Consider the following 16789-nt stretch of genomic DNA (forward strand, 5'->3'; position numbering starts at 1 on the left):
CCAAATCATTGCAAGATAAAAAATAGCAACTTATAATGAAACTAGCAAAAGATTTGCAAAGGGCGGATGGAAGATGTTCAATTATATTTTACTCTCAATAAAAGGCTATAAAAAAGAATTTTTGCGCAATGATGTCATTTCTGGCGTTGTTGTGGCAGCATTAACTATCCCGGTTTCAATGGGGTACGCGCAAGTAGCAGGCTTGCCCCCTATATATGGCCTGTATGCATCGTTTCTACCGGTCCTCGCATACATCATCTTCGCCAGCTCACCACAGCTGATTTACGGCATTGATGCCACTGCCAGTGCGGTGACCGGCTCAATTCTGCTTGCTGCCGGAATCGCCGCTGGTTCAACCGAAGCGCTCATCTACGCGCCGCTTTTGGCATTCTTCACCGGGGTCTTCATGCTCCTCTTCGCAGCGCTGCACCTCGGGCGCTTCGCATCCTACATCTCAACCCCGGTTATGAGCGGCTTCATTTCCGGCATCAGTATTTCCATTATCGTTGGTCAAATTCCCAAGATAATGGGAGTCAGCGGTGGCGGCTCGGATTTCTTCGCAAACATTTCCGCGATTTTTACTCAACTTGGCGGCATTAACTGGATTTCGCTGGTCATGGGTATCATCGCCGCGGCAATTATATTAGTAGCTAAAAAATTCTTTCGTAAGATACCGGTGGCACTTATTATATTAGTGCTGGGAACAGCGATAACGGCATTTTTCCGCTTAGATCAATATGGCGTGGTTATAGTCGGGGAGATTCCTCAAGGATTGCCGGCATTTTCACTGCCTGATTTTGCTGCTATTGATAACTGGACCTTTGTTATCCTTGGTGGTCTGGTCTCGGCAATAGCTTGCTTTGCCGGCTCATTGCTGCCAAGCAAAAGTTTTGCAATGCGCAATAAATACACGGTCGATGATAACCGCGAAATCTTTGCTTACGGCGTTGCTAATATTGCAGCAGCAATTTCTGGAACCGCACCTACCAGCGCCAGTGTATCGCGAACTGCCGCTAACGAACAATTCCGCGGCAAAACCCAAGTAGTTTCAATTGTAGCTGCAGGAGTTATCGCTTTTGTATTACTCTTCTTAAGTGGCTTGCTTTACTATATGCCGCAACCGGTTTTATCAGCAATCGTGCTTGCAGCATTAGTAGGTGTCATTGACATTGATGTTTCTATCGCGCTATTCCGTCATACGAAACGTGAAGCAACAATCTGGCTGGTGTCACTGCTGGGTGTGCTTTTAGTAGGCGTCCTCTTTGGCGTCATGGTTGGTATTGTACTGTCATTTCTGGTTATTATTGCCAATGTGGTATCATCGCAATCAGCTGAATTAGGGGTCATTCCTGAACGCGAAGGCTATTTCGATATGCATCGCCATGATGATGCCCAAGCCATTGAAGGAGTAGTGATTTATCGTTATAGCAGTCCACTGGTATTTGCTAATATTAATACCTTTATAAACGGCTTGGACCGAGCAACTAAAAAAGATAATCCTAAAGTTGTCATCATCGATGCCAGCGCCATAACCCACATTGATGTAACAGCAGCTGACACTATTCGTGACTTGTTGTCCCATTATCAAGAACAGCACATTCAATATTATTTCGCCAACACCATTGGTCGTTTCCGCGATGATCTGCGCAAAAATCATGTGAGCAATGACATTGAAAATCACCTGACCAAAACCATAGACGAAGCTTTAATGCGGGCAGAGATAGAAATATAAAAAGACGGCCTCTCCGATCTGGAGGCCGTCTTTTTCCAACTTATTCACCCTTCAAAGGAATCCATAACTCCATGTAAGAACTATCAGGAGTTGAACCATAATAAAGCTCTATCGCCTCGGGGGAAACGGCGATTTTTTTATTTCTTACCCACAAATACATATATTGATAAACTTTGGTGATGGTATCGGTGATAAGCATCTCAAAGTTCTCGGCTTCGAATTGACAAACAATATAGTTGCGAGCGGTTAGGGTATAGTGTTCCAGAGTATCATCGGCGTACTCCTTATCAGTTTCAGCACCAGCAAAATATTTGACTTCTTTAGTTCTTTTTGCAAGGTTTAGATTGACGCCGATTTCATTCCCGTCAGGCAGGTATCCTTTAATATCTTTCTTGGTCTGATGAAGTGTATTCCAAACCGCTTCAAGCGGGTCTGCACTTGGCGGTTCAAGCACGCCGGTAGCGGTAAATCCGGAAAAATATTTGGGGTGCGCCAACGTTTTTCTGGTTACTTCCAGAACAATACCATCAGTAACAATCGGTACATCTTCGTCAATAATCGTATAATGCAAAGCTATATCCGGTTTAGTGAAATGTGATAAAATAATTGGATTATTCCGATATTCGGAAGGTGTCATACCATATGCTTCCTTAAAGTTACGCGAAAAAGTTTCCGGATTTTCAAATCCATATTGCAGACAGATAGTCAGAATATTATTCGAATTATTAAGTTTAAGTTCCTCGGAAATTTTTGCCAATCTCCTGAATTTTACATACTCCATTGCGGTAGTACCAACAAGTCTTTTGAACAACTTCTGAAAGTAAAATGGTGAGAGGCAGGCAGTTTTCGCCAAATCCTCAATGGTCAGTTTATCTGCTAAATGTGCTTCAATATAGTTAGTAACTGTATTAATTGAATCCCAAGCTTCCATGTGAATCGCTCCCTTCTGACTTAAGTGTACTACAAAGCTCCTGACTATTCTTGACAGAGAATGCTTTTATTTTGGGGAAAATGTAAAAAGACGGCCTCTCCCAAACGGAGGCCGTCTTTTTCTATCTTAATAAAACCGAATCATCCACCAACTCGGTACCACTATTTTTCTGGAAGAGTGCCAGCAAATCGGTGACTCCCAGCTGTGCCTTTTCAGCACCGCTGACATCAACAACAATCTGACCTTCATGCAACATAATCAAACGATTACCATGCTTCAAAGCATCATCCATGTTATGAGTAATCATTATCGTTGTCAGATTTTTTTCAGCAACCAGTTTATCTGTTAGTGCCAAAACCGATTGACTGGTTTTAGGATCCAGAGCTGCGGTATGTTCATCAAGAAGCAGTAATTTTGGCGCAATTAAAGTTGCCATCAGCAAAGTCAGTGCCTGTCGTTGACCGCCAGATAATAAACCGACTTCAGCTTTGAGTCGTTCTTCAAGACCGAGATCAAGACTCACTAATTGTTCGCGGAAGAAATTACGGTCTTTATTGGTAATGCGCGAAAATATACTAGGTGTACGACCGCGATTCATTGCCAAGGTTAAGTTTTCTTCAATTGAAAGTCTCGTTGCCGTACCTAGACGCGGGTCTTGAAAGACGCGACCGATACATTTTGAACGTTTTTCAACTGAATGCTTGGTAATGTTGGCACCATCTAGAGTGATAGTGCCGGAATCAGCCAGCAGCGTGCCGGCGATAGTATTGAGCAGAGTAGACTTACCAGCGCCATTGCCACCAATTACGGTAACGAAGTCGCCGTGCGCCAAGCTCAAATTCACTCCTTTTAAAACGTGGTTTTCATTGACCGTACCGGCATGAAATGTTTTTTGAATATTCTCTAAAGTGAGTAGTGCAGACATCAAAATTTTGCTCCTTTCTTTTTACCAAGTTGCTTAATGGCATTGCTAATTAGCGGCGAGCAAAGGGCGATTGTCAGTAATATTGCCGTTGCTAATTTCAAATCAATCGGGTTAATACCGAGTTCGAAGACAATTGCCATAATCAGACGGTAAATGATAGCCCCAACTACAATAGTCAGCAAACGCATACCAAAAGTCAGATTGTGGAAAATCACCTCGGCAATGATAACTGCCGCAAGTCCGATAACGATAGTCCCAATACCCATACTGATATCAGCATACCCATTATTCATCGCCATCAGTGTTCCGCTAAGAGCAATCAAACCATTTGAAATCATGTAGCCAATTATCTTCATCCGATCAGTTCGCACACCATTCGCCTTGCTCATTGTCTCATTATCGCCGGTCGCGCGAATTGCCAATCCAAGACCAGTGTTAAAGAATAAAAACAACACAAGAATTACTAAAGCAATCATTACACCACCGATAACCAGCATCGCCATATCACTTGAAAGCCCAAGCGGCGCTAACCACTGAACCAAAGTTTCCTTGCCAATTAAATTCAAGTTCCCTTGACCCATAACGTGCATGTTGATTGAGTATAAAGCGGTCATAGTTAAAATACCGCTCAAAAGTGCCGGTATTTTAAGCTTTGTCGTGAGCAACCCGGTACAAAGTCCGGCAATCATTCCAGCACCAAACCCGGCCAAAACTGCAAGCAGCGGGTGCACGTTAATGGTAATTAACGCCGCACAGACCGCCGCTCCTAAAGGAAACGAACCCTCAGCAGTTAAATCGGCAATGTCCAAAATTCGGTAAGTCAGGTAAACCCCGATTGCCATTATTGCCCAGATAAATCCCTGGGAAACACTTGAAAATAAAATGTCCATAAAATTTCTGCTCCTTTATCAATTAATTCGGCGCTACAATGCTGTCTGGATCAATACCGATCTTTTCAGCTGTTTCGCGATTAATGACTAATTGTAATTTTTGTGAAGTTTCAACTGGCATTGTTGCCGGAGTTGCCTCACCTTTTAATACTTTAACTGCCATCTCACCGGTTTGCTTCCCTAAGTCATGATAGTTAATACCAAATGTTGCCAACCCTCCGGTTTCTACTTGATCAGTCGAACCAGGAATAACCGGGACATTGTACTTTTCAACAACGCTTGCAACTGTCGGCATACTTGATGCAAGGGTGTTATCAGTTGGAATATAAATAGCATCAACTTGTTTTGCTAAAGTTTCAGTTACTTGCTGCACATCATTAGTTGATGTAACCGTCAATTCCTTAACGGTAACTCCGGCAGCCTCAAGAGCAGTTTTAGCTAAATCTGCTTGAATCTGTGAATTAGTTTCACTTGAATTATAAAGAATACCAACCGTTTTGGCATTTGGTACAATTGACATCAATAAAGCAGCTTGTTTCTCAATCGGTACCATATCGCTGGTTCCGCTCACAGTACCACCAGGTGCTTCCATTGATTGCACTAAACCAGCATCAACCGGATCAGTAACTGCAGTAATCATAATTGGCACATCTTTGCCTTCATTCACCAACGCTTGTGCCGCTGGTGTGGCAATTGCTAAAACCAAATCATTGTTCTTAGTTAACCGTTCGCTCATACTTTTCAGATTCGCCTGGTCGCCTTGAGCATTTTGGTAATCAATTTCTAAATTCTCACCCTCAACATAACCGGCTTCTGCCAATGCTTCCAAGAAACCTTCACGCGCAGCATCCAAAGAGGGGTGACTAATTAATTGTAAAATACCAATGCGCACTGTGCCGTCACTGGCCGTGTTGCCTCCGGCACATCCCGCCAAGGCGCTTGCTGTGAGCAAGATGATTGCTCCGATAGATAATAATTTTTTCATGATATAAACTCCTTCTTGTTTAAACTTTCTTTAGCTGTAACAAAAAACACGATTTGGATAGATAAAATCTCAAATCGTGTTCAGCTCGTCAATTTAAATAAAAAGAAAAAGCCACCTAGAATAGAGTTCTTATCTATCCATGTGGCTTTTGGTATTGCAAAATGCTTTAGCCAACATAGATACAAACGTTTGTTTGCACCCATGTTAGTTTCATGACTACAAACAGCATCTAAAATAGCTAAAGTAAAAATTATTTAATTGTTTCAGGTTTTTAATCGGCGTTTGCATAGCTCGAACCTCCACAATAATTTTTATTGCTTTAATGATAGCAGGCAACAGCATTACTGTCAATTATATTCTTATAATATTAGATAATTCACATAATTTATCATAAATGTGGAAAAACAAGTGTTGTTTGGTAGTCACTACTTCTATTTTAATATATAATGAAAATAGAAGAGAGAAGGTTTTATTATGGGAGCAGCAATTGGTGCGTTATTATCGCCGGCGGTCGGAGTGGCTATCAGCCCATTTCCAATCGTTGGCTTAATCCTCATTTTATTGAGTAAAAAGGCAAAGGTAAACAGTTTGTTTTATACATTAGGATGGGTACTGGGGAATTTAATTGTATTTTTAATTGCGATGATTTTCATGGGTGCCATCAGCAGTGGCGGCGAGCCGGGTATGATTGCTCGTATTGTATACATTGTGTTGGGGCTCTTGCTCTTTGTTGTTGCCGGACGTGAGTTTCATAATCGGCCGAAAAATGGCGAAGAAGTAAAAACGCCGGGATGGTTTGAAAAAATGAGCGCGATTAAACCACTGGGCGCAACAGTTTTCAGTTTTGCATTAGCTGCGGTTAATCCTAAAAACTTGTTGTTATCATTAACTGCCGGAGTGGGTGTTGGAACTTTAAACTTGAGTGTTGGTGAGAATGTTGCAGCCACAATTATTTTCTTGTTAATTGCCAGCTCAACAATAATTGTACCAACCATTGCCTTTCTAATATCAGGTGATCGTTTGAACAAAACCCTGGATGTAGTCCGTGACTGGCTCATTAAAAACAACGCAATTATTATGGCAGTGCTATTATTATTTATTGGCCTCAGTGTCATCAGTAAAGCATTTTAATTTTCGGGAGAAATTTGAATCCCCGGTCCGCCCATGGCGGACCGGGGATTTTCTTTTTAATGAAAAATTATCACTTCATTTGAGAATAATTTTGGAAAACGGTACCATTAAAGCATAGAATGAAATTTTGAAGGAGTGATTTTGATGGAGAAAATAATACTTTCACCAGCTAAATATGTGCAGAAAGAAGGAGCAATTGCTACTATTGCTGACTATGTGCGACCATTAGGGGAAAACCCGTTATTTATTGCTGATGACTTTGTTATGGGGATTACTAAAGATAAAATCGAACGCAGTTATGCTGTAAGCAGCGGTATTCTTCACTTCGAAAACTTTAATGGTGAGGCTTCTAGAAACGAAGTAAGCCGTATTGGTAAACGGATTGAAACTGACAAAATCGATTGTGTTGTCGGCATTGGCGGCGGTAAAACGTTAGATACCGCTAAAGCAGTTTCATATTACAGCAAGCTGCCGGTTGTTATTGTGCCGACAATTGCATCGACTGATGCACCATGCAGTGCTCTGACAGTATTGTATACTGATGAAGGTGTATTCGATGAGTACCTATTCTTACCGCACAACCCAAATCTGATTTTAGTGGATACTGAGATCATTGCTCAAGCACCGGCGCGACTGTTAGTTGCCGGTATGGGCGATGCCCTGGCAACATACTTCGAGGCTCGCGCCTGCAAGCGCTCGAACGCCACAGCAATGGCTGGCGCGCAATCAACCAAAGCGGCGATGGCACTCGCTGAGTTGTGCTTTGAAACATTATTAGAGAGCGGCACGGCAGCGCGCCTGTCAGCTGAGAACAAAGTTGTCACTAAAGCTTTGGAAGATATTGTTGAAGCGAATACGTATTTAAGCGGCATTGGTTTTGAAAGTGGCGGTTTGGCGGCTGCTCATGCGATTCATAACGGGATGACGGTTATTGAAGAAATGCACCACCTCTATCATGGTGAAAAAGTTGCTTTCGGAACAATCACCCAGTTAGTGTTGGAAAATGCTCCGCAAGAAGAACTTTACACAGTTATCAACTTCTGTAAGGAGCAAGGTTTGCCAACAACTTTTGCTGAGCTTGGTGTTGAACATGTTGCTCAGGAAAAATGGCTGGAAGTTGCCGAGCTTGCTTGCAGCGAAGGCGAAACGATTTACAACATGCCATTTGAAGTAACACCGCAAGATGTTTATGCGGCATTGTTGACTGCTGATAAACTCGGTGCAGCATTTTAATTCTTAGGGAGAAATTTGAATCCCCGGTCCGCACGAGGCGGACCGGGGATTTTTCTTTTCAAAAAAGAACAAAATAGAACATTAATTCGTTCAGAAACTGATTTTTTAAAGACAAACAAAAGTGAAATAGTGAATGAAAAAGTGGCGTATTAAATTGTTAAATTGGTCAAAAAATTTAAACTGATTTTTATCTGAATGAAAATAACCTTATATAGCATAGAATTTTTACGATATTGCTTGTGTTAAACAGCAGAAATATGCTAGAATGAGAAAGTTCGAAATTGTTTACTTTTGTACAATTTAATTCAATTGTGCAAAAAAATGGGTTATAAAGTGAACAATGAAACTATGGAGGTTATATATTATGAACATCATGGAAATTTTAGGGACAATTTTAACCAACAATAAATTGTTAGGTGCAATTTTCTCAACAATCTTTATTATTTTGTTAGGATACTTCTTACGTAAAAAGAATATCGTTGATGATAAAGCCGGGAAAACTTTGAGTACAATTCTTTTGTCAGTGGCATTACCGGCATTAGCGTTCAACTCATTTATGACAAATATTACACCGGAAACATTTACAACAGGATTAAATGTATTTATCTTCGGATTTGTTGCGTATATCTTATTGATTATCATTTCTAAATTATTATATATTCGCCAAAAAGGTGATCGAAAAGATACTTTAGAAATCTTAACTGTATTTGGTTCAACAACTTTCTTCGGTATTCCGATTATCAATGCGGTATTGGGAAAAACCGGAACATTATATGCAAACTTATTTAACATTGCCTACCGTGTATTCTTATACTCTTATGGATTAATCACAATGTCAGGGGTTAAGTTCGAAACGAAGAACTTAAAACAAATTTTATTAAATCCAATTATCATTGCAACATTCTTAGGGTTAGTTATTTGGTTAACACAACCATACTTACCACAAGTAACGGTAATGGTTGATGGTGAAGCAGCAAGCTTCGCGTTCCTGCGTATTGATCAAACATTGCCATGGGTATTTCAAGGATTTACATACCTTGGTTCATTAAGCTCACCGTTAGCTTGGTTGGCAATTGGTATGACATTGGCTAGTATTTCAATCAGTGAAGCGGTTAAAGAAAAATTGGTTTGGGTATACGGTGTAATGAAATTATTGGTTGTACCATGTATCTTCTTATTGATTATGTTTGCTTTAAACGCAACATTCTTGCCATTAGGTTATGAAGCAATTACAGCAATCATGATTATGTTGGCAACACCACCGGCAACGGTTGCAGTTGCTTATGCAATTAACTTTGATAAAGAAGCAATCTTTGCTTCTAATGCATCATTGTTAACCACAGTGCTGGCTGTATTTGCAATTATTGGATGGATTATTGTAATGACCGTTTTAAACACTGCAGGAATTTTAGTATAATGAAAAGAGCTGTTTCGATTTTATCGAAATAGCTCTATCTCTTTTAAAAAAGGTGGAGTAAAAATGAAAGTATTGTGCTATGGGGTTCGCGATGTTGAATTACCATTCTTCGAGAAATTGAATGAAAGCTTTGGCTTTGAATTAAAATGCATTCCTGAATTGCTTAATGATGAGACTGTTCATGCGGCAGACGGTTGTGAAACGGTTATGTTACGCGGAAATTGCCCAGCAGATCGTAAGAATTTAGAAATCTATAAAAATTATGGGGTGAAATATGTTTTAACTCGTACTGTTGGTTACAATCATATTGACCTGGATGCTGCTAAAGAACTTGGCTTAAAAGTTGCTTACGTGCCATTCTATTCGCCGAATGCAATTGGTGAATTAGCATTAACTTTGGCAATGATGTTGGTGCGTCATACTGCCTATACAGTTGCGCGAACTCATGAAGGAAACTTCATTGCTGATAACTTTATGTTTAGCCCGGAAATCCGCAATTCAACAGTTGGGATTGTTGGTCTTGGTAAAATCGGTTTAACAACTGCTAAATTATTCAAAGGCCTTGGTGCTCGCGTATTGAGTTATGACGCATTCCCTAAAGAAGGCGTAGACGATATTGTTGAACAAGTAAGCTTTGAACAATTGATTGCTGAATCAGACGTTATTTCATTGCACTGTCCATATAGTGCGGCGACAGGAACAGTTATTACAGCGGATGTTATTAGTAAAATGAAAAAAGGCGCAATCTTAGTTAATACTGCACGTGGTGAACTGCACGATGTTAAAGCAGTAATCGCTGCTCTTGAAAGCGGTCAATTAGCTGGATTTGGTGCTGATGTCCTTGAAGGTGAAGCATCATTCTTCTACAAAGATTTACAGAACAGTGAAATTGAAAATGCTGATCTGAAAAAATTGATGGATCTTTATCCACGGGTATTAATTACACCGCATATCGGTTCTTACACGGATGAAGCGGTAACAAATATGGTGGAAACATCATACGAGAACTTACAGGAATTCATTGAAACCGGTAGTTCGAAAAATCAATTGGCATAAAAGTGAAAAGGCATGGAGCTAAAGCTCCATGCCTTTTTTAGTTTTCGAAAGGAAGATTCGGATGAATAGGTTGCAAGTTCTGAATAATCGAAAGCACTTTTTCAGTATCAGGAGCATTTTCCTGAGAAAATATGTACATCATTAACCCTAGCGCTCCGGATAAATAGTATTCAACAGTATAGTCAAGTGCTGCATCGTTCTTTTGACCGCGGCTGATTAACATTTGCTTGACGAGCGGTTTGAGTGTATCCTTCATCTTTCTTTGAAATCTTGGATCTCCTTTTTCCCCGAGCAACACCGTGAAATACTTAGCATTTTTTTTATACATATCAAGGATTGTCTCAGATGCAAGCAACAGCTCATCTTCGGTCTTTATTTTTGTTGGTGGTAATTCATGAATGGTTGGTATTAATGAATCTTCTATCTCTTCTAATAGACTATAAACGTCTTCAAAGTGGGCATAGAATGTTGAACGATTGCACTTTGCCAAAGCGGTGATTTCTTTTATGGTTGTTTTCTCTATGCCATTTTTAGTATAAATAGTCCAGAATGCTTCAATTATTTTTTGTTTAGTTTCTAGTTTTTTTAATTCATGTTTAGTCATGCATGGCCTCCTTATAGGCAACAAAATTGCAAACATTGTTGGTTGAATTGACTACCTGCACACCATATAATAATAGACAACACGGTGTTTGTCAAATTTAAAAATATTCATAACAAGGAGCTTACAATGTTATTAAAAATCAGAAACTTAAAAAAATCATATAAAATATCAAAGGATAATGAATTTATTGCCCTTAAAGGAATTGATGTTGATTTTTCTTCGGGAGAATTAGTATCTATTATTGGAGAATCAGGCAGTGGTAAAAGTACATTAATGAATTTGATTGGTGCGCTTGACCTTGATTATACCGGAGAAATCAGTGTTGATGATGTGGATATCAAAACTATGAATAGTCATCAGATTGATAATTATCGAAAAGATAAAATCGGCTTTGTTTTTCAGTCATTTAATCTTATTCCGCACTATACGGTACTGGAAAATGTGACGATATCTTGCATATTGGCAGGTATAGACAAAAAAGAGCGTGATGAAAGAGCTAAAGCAATATTAAAAAAAGTCGGACTGGAAAATCATTTATCAAAAAAACCTAATCAGCTTTCGGGTGGTCAGATGCAGCGTGTTGCAATTGCCCGGGCACTTATCAATGACCCAGAAATACTTCTGGCTGATGAACCAACAGGCGCACTTGACTCGGAAACAAGCGAGCAAATATTGGCATTAATAAAGAGTATTGCAGATGAAGGCAAACTTGTTATTATGGTAACACATTCTCAAAGTGTTGCTGCCGCATCAGACCGGGTAGTTCGTATTGCGGATGGACTAATTGTTGAAGATATCAGCAAAAAAGAAGTTCAGCCGGAACAATGGAATAACGCAAAAACTCAAGGGCATTCAAAAGGAAAACTATCATTTTTCAATAGCTTAAAGATGGCATTTAAAAATATGAAAGAGAAGAAAACCAGAAACTTACTTGTTTCTTTTGGCTCATCTATTGGCATAATGAGTGTCGTCTTAATGCTCTCACTTGGAAATGGCATCACTAATTATATGAACAATATGATGCAGGAGTTTGTAAATCCATTAGTGGTTGAAGTAACTAAACCAACAGAATCAAGCCAGTCTTCCTCATCGCTGGCACCGGATCCTTCAACTTTTTTAAATGAAAAAGAAGTATTTACGCAAAGTGAAATTAGTGAACTCTCAGATATAGCGAATGTTGAGAGTGTTGAGTATGGCTTTAGCACGACCTCAATGAATGACAATAAAATCGTCTATAATGATGAAGAACAGGTTGTTACAACAATTGCTACAGTATCGCAGGCAATGACAAACAGCAGTATCAGTAGTGGAACAATGCCAAGTGGTAATGAAATATTAATTGACGAAGGTACAAATGAAAAGTATGCTGAATCACTGGTTGGCAAAGTTATAACAGTAGAGTTTAAACTCAATGACACCTTGATAACAAAAGAATTGACTGTGAGTGGAACATATCACTCAAGTAACGGAAGTATTGCTAATTTATCAAGTGCTTATGTTGACTATGACTTGCTCACTAAGCTGGCACAAGATAATGATATTTCCCTTGAACCGAACACAATATATTTGGTGGCAGCCAGTGAAGATGATGCTCAGTCAGTGAAGCAAGCAGTCACCGACCTTGGCTATAGCGGTTCGCAGTCAGAAACAATTGCCAACATATTTAATGATATGATAAGCACAGTTACTTTAGTATTGGCTGCTGTTTCCGGAATATCATTGTTTGTTTCGGCAATTATGATTTTAGTTGTTTTGTATATTAGTGTTGTAGAACGGACCAAAGAAATCGGTGTTCTCAGATCACTTGGTGCCCGAAAAAAAGATATCCGAAGAATTTTTACCGGTGAGGCCTTTTTGATTGGTTTACTTACCGCGTTAATCGGAGTTACCTCAGCCTTTATTCTGCAATTTGTGATTAATACGGTTGTTGCTCAAATTATTGGCTATGATGTGGTGGCAATGACTGTGCAATATATAATAATTGGCGTTGTTATGAGTGTGGTTGTCAGCACAATTGCCGGCCTGTATCCTGCATCGCGAGCTGCAAAAGTTGATCCGGTAATCGCCTTAAAAAGAGACTAATATTGAGTTGAGAATTACACGGTAAACGCATCGTGAATAGATAATCTGAATAATTATTTGGCATAAAAGTGAAAAGGCATGGAGCTAAAGCTCCATGCCTTTTTTTCTTACTCAACAGCGTCAATAACTGTCGCTACACTTAGGTTTTCTTCTTGTAAATCCTTTTCCATGTTATTATATACTGACTCGTCGAGCATATTCATCGATTTACCAATGCACAGGGCGCTGATGCTGTCGTCAAGGACATTCACCGCAGTTACCAGCATCTCAACCGGGCGGTTAATTGCCAGAATAAAGGTGTAGGCTGCCAGCGCGGCCGGGTTGGTGAAACCAAGGCCGCTGATGATGGTGAAGAGCAGGATGGCGCCGGCACCGGGTGCTGCCGGGGTGCTGATTGAGCCGACAAAGGCGAGGGCGATGATAGCCATAATCTCGATACCGCCAACTGAGTAGCCGGCGACGCTGGCAATGAAGAAGGTGGCGATGACTTGCATGATGGCAGTGCCGGTCATGTTGAGGGTTGTTGCCAGTGGTGTCACGAATGAGACCAGACTTTCATCGACGCCGAGGTCATTGCTTGTGGTTTCCATGTTCAATGGCAAGGTTGCTGCTGATGATGAGGTTGAGAAGCCGAAAACAGCAACTTTGTAGATTTTCTTTAGGTAAGGGATTGGGGATAGTTTAGGAATGAAGAGCAATACTAATGGCATGATGACAAGTGCGAAGACAAAGAGCGCTGCAACTGTCAGAATCATGTAGATAATTGCCGGTTGCAAGTATTGAACACCGTATGATGCAAAGGTTCGCACCAGTAAGGTAAAAATAGCAATTGGCCCGACTTTAGTGATAACAAAGTTGAGGAACTTCATCGATAAGTCATGCACTTCATTGTTAAGTTTTGGCAGGATTGAAATTTTGCTGCCTAAAGTTTGAATACCAATACCGATTAAAATTGCCAACACAACAACTGCTAGAATTGAGCCATTGCTAGTAAAGGTTGCTAACAAGTTTGGCTGAATCAAGTTAAGAACAACATTTAGCGGATTGCCACCGGTTGTTGCATCACTGACCGTTGTTAAGTCACTCGGAGCAGTAAAGTGGAAGATGCCCAATTGATAAGCGGTGAAGCCAACTAGAGTACCAAGTGCTAATGCCAAGCCTGATAGCAGGATGAAATTGACAAAAGTTTTCTTTGCTAATTTATTTAACATTGAGGTATCATGAATATGCTGAATCGCCTTCACAATCGAAGTGAAAATTAACGGAATCAGTACCAGCTGCAAAGCGCGGACAAATAATTGACCGATGATGTAGAAGATGCCGATGGCTTGATTGTTGCCTTCAGCAGTAATATCGGCAAAGAGGATGCTGTTGATTGTTTGCCAGATATTTTCATTACCGCTTGCGGTGAGTTGTTCGCGCAAGAGAATGACGCCGATACCGACTAATAAGCCGGCAATAAGTGCAATCATGGTTTTTTTAGTAAAAGACATTTTTTTCATAAGCAGGACTCCCATCTAGAATAGTGTAAAATGTGATTCATCCAAAAAAGCACAATAAAAAAAGCTTATTTGATCCATCAAATAAGCTTACACTTGTACGTGCAGATATAGTTTCCTTGCAAACCTCTCGTGTTTACTTAAAGGATGATTCGTTTACAATTATAACAGTGTCAGTGGGAAAAAGTAAAGAAAAAACGTTCCCGCGGGGAACTTTTTTTCGTACCTAGATAAGATTGAAATGAACACAAGCATTATAAATGCCGTCTTTGTCCACATCATCAGTCACATAAGCCGCCGCCGCTTTCAGCTCCGGCACCGCATTGCCCATCGCAATTGGCAAACCGACCGCGCCAAACATCTCCAAATCATTCAGCTCATCGCCAAAAGCAATTGCCTCAGACTTATCAATGCCAAGTTCCGCCAGCATCTTCTCAATGGCATAAGCCTTGGAAACATGTTCGGGGATAACATTCAAAACCACCGGAGCAACCACCTTGGCGCTCACTCCGGGCACATCAATTGAAATACTATCGCGATCTTGACAATAAATCGCAACCTGGTAAACATCATGGTGCTTGTAATCATTCAAGGAACCATTGATCTGCGGATATTTATCAAAACGTTTATCGAAATCAGACAACTGCCGGTCAGCAATGATCCGTCCGCTTGGGGTTTCGTAACCAATAATAACCTCGCCGCTTTCAATTCGCTCGTGCAAAGCATCAAGAATCATCGTAATTTTCTCCTCAGCGACGAACTCCTTGTGGATTTCCTCGCCATGAAAAACTAAACTCTGCCCATTAGAAGAAATGTAACTGTGCATCCCTAGAGCATCAACCAATTCTTGAATAATTGCCTTACCGCGTCCGGTGGCAATTGCGGTAATAATACCATTAGCTTCAAGTTTACGAATCGCATCTTTAGCAGACTGCGGAATCTTCTCAAACATAGTATCGCCACTGGCATAACTATCAACTAAAGTACCATCAATATCAAAAAAGGCAATTTTATATTTGGCATGCATAAACATCATCCTTTACTCATAATTTGGTGTATCTGAAACAACCAAACCAAATATTTTAGCAAATGCCAAAGCTTGGTCCGGTAAAACAATACAGCCGCTTAAACTTTCGGGAGAAACCACAAGCTTTTGAAATTGGCAAGTTGTCAGGTCTACACCATCAAGTGAGGTTCCGTGAAAATCAACCTCATATAAATCGCATTCATAGAACTGAACGCCATCGAACTTGCTCTCAAAAAAATCGCTGCTCTTAAAATTACAATTAGTAAAGCGCGCGCCTTTAATATCGGCATAACTAAACGCACACATCTGCAAATTGGAATCACTCACCTGGAAATTGCGTAAAAAACTTGAACCAAAATTAGCGCCAACCAATTTTGACTTGCTAATCAATACCCGATGGGCGATTACTTCGGAAAAATCGCAGTTAATAAAAATACAATTTTCAAATAAGACATCACTAAGTTTAAGCTCGGAAAAAGTCACGTTTTCGAACGTTACTTTTTCAAAAATCACCTCATCAAAGTTGAGACGTTCATCAATTGCATCAGCAATTGTAATATTACTTAGCTGACACTTGTTGAAATAGTTGTCGTCATAGTTAAAAAAATTGATTTCAGTTAGTTGTTCTTGGATTTTTGGAGCCTGAATTTTTGCTGCCATAATGAATCACCTGCTTAGTATTAGCCTATCGTAATTGCCAATAATTGTAAAGGTCAGAAACAGAAAGCAAGGGAGCTTTATTCGTGAAATTGACAAAAATGTGGTATTATTAAGATAGTGAAAGGGCGTGATATCATGATTGAATATCGTGAAGCAACAATGGCGGATTTAGATTTGCTGGTCCGCTTACGACTTGGGTTTCTGGATTTAGTTGCTGATAGTGGCAAAGCAACAAATGAATTGGAACAAAATATTAGAAATTATTTTCGCAAGAACCTGGCTGACGAAAACTGTGTGGCAATATTGGTAACAATGGATAATGCACTCATTGCAACCGGAACAGTTTTCTTCTACGAAAGTGTGCCAAGCTATGACAACAATAGCGGCCTGAACGCATATATTACAAGCATGTTCGTAGAACCGGTTCATACCCATCAAGGCATAGCCCGCTCAGTATTGGATCGCCTGATTAAAAAAGCTAAAGAACGCGGTTGTGGGTATGTGCAATTGGCGACGACAGCACAAGGCCAACCATTGTATACTAAATATGGTTTTGAAAAATCTGACACCTTTATGAGCCTGAAATTAAAATAAAAAAGACACCCCAAGGGGGTGTC

15 protein-coding genes are annotated in these 16789 nt (G+C 40.1%); 7 read left to right on the forward strand and 8 right to left on the reverse strand.

Annotated features, from left to right (window positions below):
* The first annotated feature begins 73 nt into the window (after window positions 1–73).
* Window positions 74–1732, forward strand: a complete 1659-nt coding sequence (locus FEZ08_RS01180) for a SulP family inorganic anion transporter (RefSeq protein WP_138189866.1) — start codon at window positions 74–76, stop codon at window positions 1730–1732.
* Window positions 1733–1772: 40 nt separating this feature from the next.
* Here FEZ08_RS01180 and FEZ08_RS01185 read toward each other — a convergent pair whose 3' ends face one another.
* From FEZ08_RS01185 to FEZ08_RS01200, 4 genes are all read right to left on the reverse strand, one after another.
* Window positions 1773–2663 carry an AraC family transcriptional regulator gene (locus FEZ08_RS01185; RefSeq protein ID WP_138189867.1) on the reverse strand — a complete coding sequence of 297 codons (891 nt, stop codon included), beginning with the start codon at window positions 2661–2663 and terminating at the stop codon, window positions 1773–1775.
* A 121-nt stretch (window positions 2664–2784) separates the two neighbouring features.
* On the reverse strand, window positions 2785–3588 hold the full coding sequence (locus FEZ08_RS01190; protein ID WP_138189868.1) for an ABC transporter ATP-binding protein: 804 nt from the start codon (window positions 3586–3588) through the stop codon (window positions 2785–2787).
* Window positions 3588–4478, reverse strand: a complete 891-nt coding sequence (locus tag FEZ08_RS01195) for an ABC transporter permease (RefSeq protein WP_138189869.1) — start codon at window positions 4476–4478, stop codon at window positions 3588–3590. Before FEZ08_RS01195 ends, FEZ08_RS01190 begins: the two co-directional genes overlap by 1 nt.
* Window positions 4479–4500: 22 nt before the next feature.
* The gene (locus tag FEZ08_RS01200; RefSeq protein ID WP_138189870.1) at window positions 4501–5463 is read right to left on the reverse strand and encodes an ABC transporter substrate-binding protein; all 963 of its coding nucleotides are present in this window, start codon (window positions 5461–5463) and stop codon (window positions 4501–4503) included.
* Between the two features lie 474 nt (window positions 5464–5937).
* On the opposite strand from FEZ08_RS01200, the gene FEZ08_RS01205 reads away from it, so the two are divergent.
* The 4 genes from FEZ08_RS01205 (at window position 5938) to FEZ08_RS01220 (ending at window position 10300) form a co-directional block, all read left to right on the forward strand.
* Complete coding sequence (locus FEZ08_RS01205; RefSeq protein ID WP_138189871.1) at window positions 5938–6594, forward strand: GAP family protein; 657 nt, start codon at window positions 5938–5940, stop codon at window positions 6592–6594.
* A 144-nt stretch (window positions 6595–6738) separates the two neighbouring features.
* The gene (locus FEZ08_RS01210) at window positions 6739–7827 is read left to right on the forward strand and encodes a glycerol dehydrogenase (RefSeq protein ID WP_138189872.1); all 1089 of its coding nucleotides are present in this window, start codon (window positions 6739–6741) and stop codon (window positions 7825–7827) included.
* Between the two features lie 364 nt (window positions 7828–8191).
* A complete protein-coding gene (locus FEZ08_RS01215) occupies window positions 8192–9244 on the forward strand; it encodes an AEC family transporter (RefSeq protein WP_171014864.1) in 1053 nt (350 codons plus the stop codon).
* 63 nt (window positions 9245–9307) lie between these two features.
* On the forward strand, window positions 9308–10300 hold the full coding sequence (locus FEZ08_RS01220) for a 2-hydroxyacid dehydrogenase (protein WP_138189873.1): 993 nt from the start codon (window positions 9308–9310) through the stop codon (window positions 10298–10300).
* A gap of 37 nt (window positions 10301–10337) precedes the next feature.
* Here the strand turns inward: FEZ08_RS01220 and FEZ08_RS01225 are convergent, their stop codons facing one another.
* Complete coding sequence (locus FEZ08_RS01225) at window positions 10338–10904, reverse strand: TetR/AcrR family transcriptional regulator (protein WP_171014865.1); 567 nt, start codon at window positions 10902–10904, stop codon at window positions 10338–10340.
* 126 nt (window positions 10905–11030) lie between these two features.
* On the opposite strand from FEZ08_RS01225, the gene FEZ08_RS01230 reads away from it, so the two are divergent.
* Window positions 11031–12986, forward strand: coding sequence for an ABC transporter ATP-binding protein/permease (locus FEZ08_RS01230; RefSeq protein WP_138189875.1), 1956 nt, complete (start codon window positions 11031–11033; stop codon window positions 12984–12986).
* Window positions 12987–13093: 107 nt separating this feature from the next.
* Here FEZ08_RS01230 and FEZ08_RS01235 read toward each other — a convergent pair whose 3' ends face one another.
* From FEZ08_RS01235 to FEZ08_RS01245, 3 genes are all read right to left on the reverse strand, one after another.
* The gene (locus FEZ08_RS01235) at window positions 13094–14488 is read right to left on the reverse strand and encodes a dicarboxylate/amino acid:cation symporter (protein ID WP_138189876.1); all 1395 of its coding nucleotides are present in this window, start codon (window positions 14486–14488) and stop codon (window positions 13094–13096) included.
* 223 nt (window positions 14489–14711) lie between these two features.
* The gene (locus tag FEZ08_RS01240) at window positions 14712–15512 is read right to left on the reverse strand and encodes a Cof-type HAD-IIB family hydrolase (RefSeq protein ID WP_171014866.1); all 801 of its coding nucleotides are present in this window, start codon (window positions 15510–15512) and stop codon (window positions 14712–14714) included.
* 12 nt (window positions 15513–15524) lie between these two features.
* Entirely contained in the window at window positions 15525–16172 is a 648-nt protein-coding gene (locus tag FEZ08_RS01245; RefSeq protein WP_138189878.1) for a pentapeptide repeat-containing protein, read from the reverse strand.
* 135 nt (window positions 16173–16307) lie between these two features.
* On the opposite strand from FEZ08_RS01245, the gene FEZ08_RS01250 reads away from it, so the two are divergent.
* The gene (locus tag FEZ08_RS01250; protein ID WP_171014867.1) at window positions 16308–16766 is read left to right on the forward strand and encodes a GNAT family N-acetyltransferase; all 459 of its coding nucleotides are present in this window, start codon (window positions 16308–16310) and stop codon (window positions 16764–16766) included.
* Window positions 16767–16789 lie beyond the last annotated feature (23 nt).

Source organism: Culicoidibacter larvae, assembly GCF_005771635.1.
In the GTDB taxonomy this organism is placed as follows: domain Bacteria; phylum Bacillota_I; class Bacilli_A; order Culicoidibacterales; family Culicoidibacteraceae; genus Culicoidibacter; species Culicoidibacter larvae.

Coding starts and splice junctions, on each gene's coding strand:
- FEZ08_RS01230 (WP_138189875.1), top strand. CDS start 11,031: ATGTTATTAAAAATCAGAAACTTAAAAAAATCATATAAAATATCAAAG.
- FEZ08_RS01225 (WP_171014865.1), bottom strand. CDS start 10,904: ATGACTAAACATGAATTAAAAAAACTAGAAACTAAACAAAAAATAATT.
- FEZ08_RS01235 (WP_138189876.1), bottom strand. CDS start 14,488: ATGAAAAAAATGTCTTTTACTAAAAAAACCATGATTGCACTTATTGCC.
- FEZ08_RS01200 (WP_138189870.1), bottom strand. CDS start 5,463: ATGAAAAAATTATTATCTATCGGAGCAATCATCTTGCTCACAGCAAGC.
- FEZ08_RS01250 (WP_171014867.1), top strand. CDS start 16,308: ATGATTGAATATCGTGAAGCAACAATGGCGGATTTAGATTTGCTGGTC.
- FEZ08_RS01240 (WP_171014866.1), bottom strand. CDS start 15,512: ATGCATGCCAAATATAAAATTGCCTTTTTTGATATTGATGGTACTTTA.
- FEZ08_RS01190 (WP_138189868.1), bottom strand. CDS start 3,588: ATGTCTGCACTACTCACTTTAGAGAATATTCAAAAAACATTTCATGCC.
- FEZ08_RS01215 (WP_171014864.1), top strand. CDS start 8,192: ATGAACATCATGGAAATTTTAGGGACAATTTTAACCAACAATAAATTG.
- FEZ08_RS01180 (WP_138189866.1), top strand. CDS start 74: ATGTTCAATTATATTTTACTCTCAATAAAAGGCTATAAAAAAGAATTT.
- FEZ08_RS01245 (WP_138189878.1), bottom strand. CDS start 16,172: ATGGCAGCAAAAATTCAGGCTCCAAAAATCCAAGAACAACTAACTGAA.
- FEZ08_RS01210 (WP_138189872.1), top strand. CDS start 6,739: ATGGAGAAAATAATACTTTCACCAGCTAAATATGTGCAGAAAGAAGGA.
- FEZ08_RS01195 (WP_138189869.1), bottom strand. CDS start 4,478: ATGGACATTTTATTTTCAAGTGTTTCCCAGGGATTTATCTGGGCAATA.
- FEZ08_RS01220 (WP_138189873.1), top strand. CDS start 9,308: ATGAAAGTATTGTGCTATGGGGTTCGCGATGTTGAATTACCATTCTTC.
- FEZ08_RS01185 (WP_138189867.1), bottom strand. CDS start 2,663: ATGGAAGCTTGGGATTCAATTAATACAGTTACTAACTATATTGAAGCA.
- FEZ08_RS01205 (WP_138189871.1), top strand. CDS start 5,938: ATGGGAGCAGCAATTGGTGCGTTATTATCGCCGGCGGTCGGAGTGGCT.